Source organism: Trichlorobacter thiogenes, assembly GCF_900167465.1.
In the GTDB taxonomy this organism is placed as follows: Bacteria; Desulfobacterota; Desulfuromonadia; order Geobacterales; family Pseudopelobacteraceae; genus Trichlorobacter; species Trichlorobacter thiogenes.
The window spans coordinates 21,729-29,631 of record NZ_FUWR01000028.1 but is presented as its reverse complement, the minus strand read 5'-3'; the positions used below and the strand labels follow the sequence as shown (position 1 = coordinate 29,631).

Below are 7,903 nucleotides of genomic sequence, written 5' to 3'. Positions count from 1 at the left end.
TTAAATATTTTGAAGACCTGCTTTCTACAGGGCCACTGTTACCAGAAGAAGAACACGCTGTCAGACAGTACAAAGACGTATATTTGAAGCCACTTGATGTAACACACTATAGCTTTTCCCCTTTGCTCCCAATAACACCACAAGCGCTACTTGATGAAATGAGTCTTTTAGGCCGGGCAACCGTAGAACTTGGATTGGTTGATTCTTTCTTTGGTAACATATCCTGCTTGCTCAATAAAACGCTCTATATCTCCCAGACATCTGCGCGACTGGATGAACTAAGCAGTCAGGTAGACTCTGTCCCTTTCGATAAGGTATCAACAACAGGCATCACCGCCTCCAGTGAATTGCCTGCACATCGAGCGGTAGTTCTGGCGACCGGCTGCAGGATTGTTCTTCATGGGCATCCTCGCTTTCCGGTCATAATGAGTTTCTTTGCAGATTCCGATACCAACAAAGCCTTTGATTTAATTGACTCAATACCGGTTGTTGGAGGTGAAGGTGGTGTTGGTGGGTTGGCAGAAAATCTACCTAAGGCTTTTTGTCAGATAGACACAGAGGCCGTTATAGTACGGGGACATGGGGTTTTTGTAGTAAGCACAACCGGATGTAGTGAGGCTTTAGCCTGCCTGGCTGATGTGGAACAACGTTGTAGGGATATTTATTTCACCAGATTGCGCGAACGCTATCAAATCTAGTTTAAAAAACAAAAGGGCATGGAATTAACCATGCCCTTTTGTTTTTACAGGATAAAGTCTGCTAAAAATTAGCAACCAGCAGTTTTACGGAACAGCTTGCTTTCTTTGTTAGCGTCGTCATACTTTACACGAACTTCGTCGCCAACAACAATACGCTTGTCCTTCAGTTTGTCCACGGTCAGTTGGTCTTTAACAATAACCTGAACTTTAGCACCTTTGCTGTCCTTGAGGGTTACAGCTGCAGCAGAACCTTGCATCTCAACCTTCTCAATTACACCAGTAATCTTTTGCTCTGCAGCAAAAGCCAGGGAAGAAACAGACAGAAAAGCAGCCATCAGTACTACGGATACAATCTTTTTCATCGTTACATACTCCTTTGTGGGATAAAGATAACTTTGATCATAGTATTCATTTATCGATATTTTCGCAAGTCTTTTTGTAAGCAGTAACCACCACTAACGAACCGTCACACCCAGTTTTCCCATCAATGTAACAATAACCTTCTGATGTACCTGCTGCACCTCGTCATCTGTCATGGTCCGTTCAGAAGCCCGATAACGCAGACGTAATGCAATACTCTTATACCCCTCCGGGACACGATCTCCCTGATAGAGGTCAAAGATGGCAACCTTTTCAAGTTCCTGGAGTTTAAGACTTTTAACACAGTCAATCAGTTGCGCTGATGGAAGGTCAAGTGGAGCCAGCAGGGCGAGATCCCTGACACTGTCAGGAAAACGTGATGGCGCTACTATGGCCTTACGGCTACCTGATAACCGTACCAGTTCTTCAAAATTTAATTCAAAGTAATAGACAGATTGTTCAATTTCATACCGCTTCAATACTTCTGGATGGATTTCACCAATTGTGCCGATGGTCGAATTTCCAACCACAATACGACAACACTTACCAGGATGATAGAATGGCTCAGGCTCTTCTGATGACCATCGAACGCCTCTGATCTGCAGCAGTTCAAACAGGTTTTCAACAATCCCTTTTGCATCATAAAAATCAACATCAACATCCTGTTGACACCAGCTTTCCTGATCTCTAGTGCCGCTAATCAATCCAGCACAGTAAACCGGCTCATGGGGCATCTCCTGATCAGGAACCGGATGATAGACTCGACGCATCTCAAACAAACGCAAATCAAGACTTCGAAAACTCATATTACGTGAAGCAGTTTCTAAAAGGCCTGGCAGTAACGTGGTACGCATAACAGCCTGCTCTGCCGCAAGTGGGTTACAGAGCTTGATACCGTTACGGCGTGGATCATCAGCGTTAAGGTTTATACGATCAGCCGCATCTGCTGCAATAAAACTGAAAGAAACAATCTCATGCATCCCCTCAGCCACAAAATGATCCCGTACAGAACGCTGTAAACGCTGATGCAAAGAGGGGCGATCTGAAATGACCTGGGCTACTGGCATGGTTGCAACGACCTGATCAAAACCGTTCAGTCGGCAGATTTCTTCTATCAGATCAATTTCACGTTCAATATCAATCCGGTAGGAAGGGATCGTAACCTGGAAACTGCCATTGCTGACCGGTTGCACCTGAAACTCAAGATTTCGGAAAAGTTCAGCCATCCGTTCAGCTGTCAGGGAAAGTCCCAGCATGGCATTGGCACGCTCTGGCCGAAAGGTTATGGATGCCAGTGCTTTAGGAGCCGGAAAATTATCTACCCTGCCGGTGGCAACATTGCCGCCTGCCAGCTGCGCCATAAGACTTGCGGCCCGATCCAGTGCCTTGGGTACCATATCCAGATCTGCGCCACGCTCGAAACGGTGTGATGACTCTGTATGCAGCCCCAGACGCTTGCTGGACCGCCGGATTGTTGGCGGATCAAAAAAAGCGCTCTCCAACAGAATGTCAGTGGTTGTCTCCGTAATTTCAGAGTTTTCGCCACCCATAATACCTGCCAGGGCAACCGCACGGTCACGGTCGCAGATCATCAAATCTGTGGCCGTAAGAGTTCGTTCCTGCCCATCAAGAGTACGGAATTTCTCCCCCTCTCCTGCCCTGCGCACAATAATCTGGCCACCAGCCACCTGGGTATAGTCAAAGGCATGCAACGGATGTCCCAGTTCAATCATGACCAGGTTGGTAATATCCACCACATTATTGATTGAACGCACACCGACCGCGTTCAAACGGTTAACCAGCCAGGCTGGTGAAGGAGCAATCTTACAGCCAGATATAAATCGAGCAGCATACCGAGGACATCCGACAGCATCCTGAATAGCTACCGATACTTTACTGTCAACCGGCTGACCATACTCAGGCACAACAATCGACGGATACCGTACCCGTTTACCCAGTTTAGCGGCAATTTCACGCGCAATACCGATTACACTGAGACAATCTGCACGGTTGGGAGTTAAACCAATTTCAAAAATGGTATCCTTAAGACCCATTGCTTCAAAAAACGGGGTTCCAAGCGGCAGATCACTAGAGAGGATCATGATTCCAGCACTCTCATCTGCCAGATTCAGCTCCTTTTCAGAGCAGAGCATACCGCAGGATTCTTCACCACGTATTTTTGAACGCTTGATCTTGAAATCACCTGGCAACACAGCACCAATCTGGGCCAGGGCAACTGTATCGCCCTGTTTGAAGTTCTGGGCTCCGCAGACAACAGATAGTATCTCTTTTCCATTATCAACCTTGCAAAGAGAGAGCTTGTCGGCATTGGGATGCTGGTTCTTTTCAAGAACACGGGCCACTACGACCTCATCCATACCACCACCAAGTTGTTCCATACCTTCTACTTCAAGGCCAAGCATGGTCAGCAAATGTCCCAAGTCAGCAGGTGACAGATCAAAATCAACGAACTCTTTCAGCCAGTTATAGGTAACTTTCATGGTCTCACCGGACTAAAACTGTTTAAGGAATCTAATGTCATTCTCAAAGAGCAGACGCATATCGCTGATACCGTACTTCAGCATAGCAATCCGCTCTATCCCCATGCCAAAAGCGAATCCTGCAATAGTCTCAGGATCATAGCCCACATGGCGGAACACCTCCGGGTCAACCATACCAGCTCCCAGAATCTCCAACCAGCCAGTCTGCTTGCAGACTCGACAACCGGTGCCACCACAGATCACGCAGGCAATATCTACTTCAGCAGAAGGTTCGGTAAAAGGAAAGAAACTGGGACGCAATCTCACCCCAGTTTTCTGCCCAAACAATTGATTGGTAAAGGTCGTGAGTATCCCCTTCAAATCAGCAAAGGAAACCTGGGTATCCACCATAAGACCTTCAATTTGATGAAACATCGGGGAGTGGGTAGCATCAGAATCGCAACGATAGACCGTTCCTGGAGCAATAATCCGTACCGGTGGTTTCTGCTTTAACATGGTACGAATCTGCACTGGCGAGGTGTGAGTCCGTAACAACATCTGATTTTCCACAAAGAAGGTATCCTGCATATCGCGGGCAGGATGTTCAGGAGGAAAATTCAATGCCTCAAAGTTATACCAGTCATGTTCGATCTCTGGCCCTTCAGCAACAGAGAAACCAAGACCGGCAAAGATCTCACTGACTTCCTCGATCACCAGAGTAATTGGATGTTTGCTGCCTTGACGGCGTCCACGACCAGGCAAGGTTACATCAATCCGCTCTGTGGCAAGACGCTTGGCAGTGGCCTCTTCGCGGGCACGGTTCATGGTCTGCTCAATCTGCGCCTCGACCTCATCCTTAACCGTGTTAACCAGCTGACCAACCTTTGGCCGTTCATCGGCAGGAAGCGTCCCCAGTCCCTTCATCAGACCGGTTAACTCACCCTTGCGCCCAAGATAACGAACTCTGACCTCGTTCAGCATCTCTTCAGTTGTCGCTGCAGCAATGGCACTTAAGGCCTGTTGCCGCATCTGCTCAAGCTGTTCCCGCATATCGTTAGTCCCTTTAAGAAACTTAAAAAATGAATAGAACGGAAAAAGGGAACAGGAGCACCTGACTCCCATCCCCTTTTGTCCACAAACAAACCAGCGTTACAGCTGGGCCTTGGCCACTGCCGAAATCTCGGCAAATCCTTTTGGATCGGTGATGGCGATATCAGCAAGGACCTTACGGTCAATCTGAACATCTGCCTTCTTGAGGCCAAAAATAAACTTGCTGTAAGAAAGGCCGTTCAGGCGGGATGCTGCGTTGATACGCATAATCCAAAGTGAACGAAAATCCCTTTTCTTGACACGACGGTCGCGGAATGCATAGTTAAGTGCGCGATCAACTGCCTCGGTTGCACTTCTAAACAGTTTACTCCGTGCGCCACGATATCCTTTGGCAAGCTTCAGAACCTTGTTGCGGCGTTGCCGCGACTTAAAACCACCTTTTGCTCTCGGCATCTTAATACTCCTTCAGGTTTAATTGCCCGATCCGCAAGGGGCCGCTCCTCGCGGTTCTGGGTCGAAACAGCAGATGCTGTTTCTAACTACATGTACGGAATCAAAGCACAGATGTTTTTCTGATCCACAGCGGCAACAGTGTTGCTCTGACGCAGGTTGCGCTTACGCTTGCTGCTCTTGTGAGTCAGGATATGGCTGGTAAATGCATGAGCGCACTTTACCTTGCCGGTACCGGTCTTTTTGAAACGCTTGGCAGCGCCACGGTTAGTTTTGATTTTAGGCATTGACTTGCTCCTTCTTAATAACGTTGTGAGTAATACTATCTAAAAATCAGTGTTTCTTAACTTTAGGGGCAACAATCATAAATAGCTGACGCCCGTCAACACGGGGAGCAGTCTCAATAACCGCAATATCAGCCAGTTCAGCTGCAAATTTTTCAATGACTGCGCGACCAATATCCTGATGGGTAATCTCGCGGCCACGGAATACCAAAGTTACCTTCGCCTTGTTTCCTTCTTCGAGGAAACGACGGACATGTTTTATCTTAAAATCAAGGTCATGATCATCGGTTTTAGGTCTGATTTTAACCTCTTTAACCTGTACATGAACCTGCTTTTTCTTGGCTTCCTGCTGCTTCTTGCTCACCTGATACTTAAATTTGCCGTAATCCATGATCCGGCAAACCGGTGGAGTTGCGGTAGGAGATACCTCAACCAGATCAAGCTGGCGTGCCTCAGCAGCCTCCAGCGCCTCGCGCAGCGTAAGAATTCCTAATTGTTCTCCATCATGCGCAACAACACGTACTTCTGAAGCACGAATGGCATGATTAATGTTAACTGTTGCGGTTTTGGTGGGGGCAGCTATGGCGGCACCTCCTGGCAGAATGGCACTACTAACTTACTTGTAGGCCTTTGTTTCAGATTCAACAAAAGCAATAAATTCATCCGGCTTCATGGCTTGCAGGTTTTTACCGTCACGATAACGCGGAGTCACCGTTCCCTGCTCAACTTCCTTGTCACCAATCACCAACATGTACGGAATTTTCTGTAACTGGGCTTCACGAATCTTGAAATTAAGTTTTTCGTTCCGCAGATCTTCCTGCACACGAATCCCCGCACTCTTGAGCTGTTTGTACACCTCTTGAGCATAGGGGATCTGATTATCAGTGACCGTTAACACAACCGCCTGCACTGGTGCAAGCCACAACGGGAAATTACCGGCAAAATGTTCGATCAAGACGCCAATAAAGCGTTCAATTGAACCGAGGATAACCCGATGTACCATTACGGGACGTTTTTTCTCACCGTCACTGGCAACATAGGTCAGATCGAACCGCTCGGGCAGGGTAAAATCGCACTGGATAGTAGCACACTGCCACCGTCTGTCAAGACAATCACGCAGTTTGATGTCAATCTTGGGGCCGTAGAAGGCTCCATCACCTTCATTAATCTCAAAAACACGACCGGTATCCTTCAACGCACCCAGCAGTGCGCCAGTTGCCCGATCCCAATCTTCATCACTGCCGATTGACTTTTCAGGACGGGTTGAGAGCTCCATCTCATACTCAAACCCGAAGATACCCATCACATCGGAGACAAACTTCAGGACACCTTTAATCTCGGCGTCAAGTTGCTCCGGTGTACAGAGAATATGAGCATCATCCTGAGTAAAGCAACGTACCCGTAGCAGGCCGTGAAGTACACCGGCACGCTCATGACGATGGACAGTACCCAGCTCAAAATAACGCTGTGGCAGATCACGATAGCTGCGCAGCTGTGACTTATAAATCATCATGTGTGAAAGGCAGTTCATCGGTTTAACACCAAAGCTCTGCTCATCCACCTCAGTAAAATACATGTTTTCGCGATAGTTATCGTAGTGACCGGAACGCTGCCAGAGCTCTGTCTTAAGGATCTGGGGGCCGACAACGATATCATAATCGCGCTTCAGGTGTTCCTTACGCTCAAAATCTTCCAGCAGGGTACGCAGCATGGCTCCCTTGGGATGCCAGATGGCAAAACCAGCCCCTACCTCATCGCTAAATGAGAACAGATCCAGTTCACGACCCAGCTTACGGTGGTCACGACGCTTGGCCTCTTCAAGGCGATGCAGATAGGCCTCTAGTTCTTTCTTATCCACAAAGGCAGTGCCATAGATCCGCTGCAACATCCGGTTCTTCTCATCACCACGCCAGTAGGCGCCGGCAATGGAAAGCAGTTTGAATGCCTTAAGCTTATTGGTATTCGGCACATGGGGACCACGACAGAGATCAGCAAAATCCCCCTGCGTGTAAATTGAGACTGTCTCAGCACCAATCCCCTCAATCAGCTCCTTCTTGTACGGCTCCTCCATCTGCTCAAAGAAGGCGATCGCCTCTGCAGCAGACATGACTTTACGAGTAAGCGACTGCCCGACTGCTGCCAGCTCAGCCATCCGCTTTTCTATTTTTTCAAGATCTTCCGGTGTAAAGGGCGTAGCCACATCAAAATCATAGTAGAAGCCGTTTTCCACAGCCGGACCAATGGTAACCTTGGCAGCTGGAAACAGTTCCTTCACGGCTTGCGCCATCAGGTGCGAGGTAGAGTGGCGGATGATCTCAAGTGCCTCAGGGCTTTTTTCAGTAATAATGGCAACAGAATCACCGTTTGCAAGCGACGCTGAAAGATCAACCAACTGACCATTCACCTGCCCGGCCAAAGCAGCCTTGGCCAGTCCGGCGCCAATGGATGCAGCCAGATCAGCAACCGTAGCACTATCAGCAAGTTCACGTATTGAATTATCCGGCAGCGTTACCTGGATCATGGTTATTCTCTTTCTTTAAACAGAAAAGGCATCGGGAATGCCGATGCCGCTCTCAGTTCA

8 protein-coding genes are annotated in these 7,903 nt (G+C 48.1%); 1 reads left to right on the top strand and 7 read right to left on the bottom strand.

The window, feature by feature from the left end; translation table 11 throughout:
* Nucleotides 1-698 (top strand): class II aldolase/adducin family protein (locus tag B5D39_RS15740; protein ID WP_208610606.1); only part of this gene is annotated, 698 nt, incomplete at its 5' end.
* Nucleotides 699-766: 68 nt separating this feature from the next.
* On the opposite strand, the gene B5D39_RS15735 is transcribed toward B5D39_RS15740, so the two are convergent.
* From B5D39_RS15735 to thrS, 7 genes are all read right to left on the bottom strand, one after another.
* Entirely contained in the window at nt 767-1,060 is a 294-nt protein-coding gene (locus B5D39_RS15735; RefSeq protein WP_078791439.1) for a hypothetical protein, read from the bottom strand.
* 93 nt (nt 1,061-1,153) lie between these two features.
* Nucleotides 1,154-3,559 carry a phenylalanine--tRNA ligase subunit beta gene (pheT, locus tag B5D39_RS15730; RefSeq protein ID WP_078791437.1) on the bottom strand — a complete coding sequence of 802 codons (2,406 nt, stop codon included), beginning with the start codon at nt 3,557-3,559 and terminating at the stop codon, nt 1,154-1,156.
* A 12-nt stretch (nt 3,560-3,571) separates the two neighbouring features.
* Entirely contained in the window at nt 3,572-4,588 is a 1,017-nt protein-coding gene (pheS, locus tag B5D39_RS15725) for a phenylalanine--tRNA ligase subunit alpha (RefSeq protein ID WP_078791436.1), read from the bottom strand.
* Between the two features lie 99 nt (nt 4,589-4,687).
* Nucleotides 4,688-5,041 (bottom strand): 50S ribosomal protein L20, encoded by a 354-nt coding sequence (gene rplT, locus B5D39_RS15720; protein ID WP_012469927.1) that lies wholly within the window; start codon nt 5,039-5,041, stop codon nt 4,688-4,690.
* An 86-nt stretch (nt 5,042-5,127) separates the two neighbouring features.
* A complete protein-coding gene (gene rpmI, locus B5D39_RS15715) occupies nt 5,128-5,325 on the bottom strand; it encodes a 50S ribosomal protein L35 (RefSeq protein ID WP_078791434.1) in 198 nt (65 codons plus the stop codon).
* A 46-nt stretch (nt 5,326-5,371) separates the two neighbouring features.
* Nucleotides 5,372-5,905 (bottom strand): translation initiation factor IF-3, encoded by a 534-nt coding sequence (infC, locus tag B5D39_RS15710; protein ID WP_139366808.1) that lies wholly within the window; start codon nt 5,903-5,905, stop codon nt 5,372-5,374.
* A gap of 33 nt (nt 5,906-5,938) precedes the next feature.
* Complete coding sequence (gene thrS, locus B5D39_RS15705) at nt 5,939-7,849, bottom strand: threonine--tRNA ligase (RefSeq protein ID WP_208610607.1); 1,911 nt, start codon at nt 7,847-7,849, stop codon at nt 5,939-5,941.
* Nucleotides 7,850-7,903 lie beyond the last annotated feature (54 nt).

Coding starts and splice junctions, on each gene's coding strand:
- B5D39_RS15735 (WP_078791439.1), bottom strand. CDS start 1,060: ATGAAAAAGATTGTATCCGTAGTACTGATGGCTGCTTTTCTGTCTGTT.
- pheT (WP_078791437.1), bottom strand. CDS start 3,559: ATGAAAGTTACCTATAACTGGCTGAAAGAGTTCGTTGATTTTGATCTG.
- pheS (WP_078791436.1), bottom strand. CDS start 4,588: ATGCGGGAACAGCTTGAGCAGATGCGGCAACAGGCCTTAAGTGCCATT.
- rplT (WP_012469927.1), bottom strand. CDS start 5,041: ATGCCGAGAGCAAAAGGTGGTTTTAAGTCGCGGCAACGCCGCAACAAG.
- rpmI (WP_078791434.1), bottom strand. CDS start 5,325: ATGCCTAAAATCAAAACTAACCGTGGCGCTGCCAAGCGTTTCAAAAAG.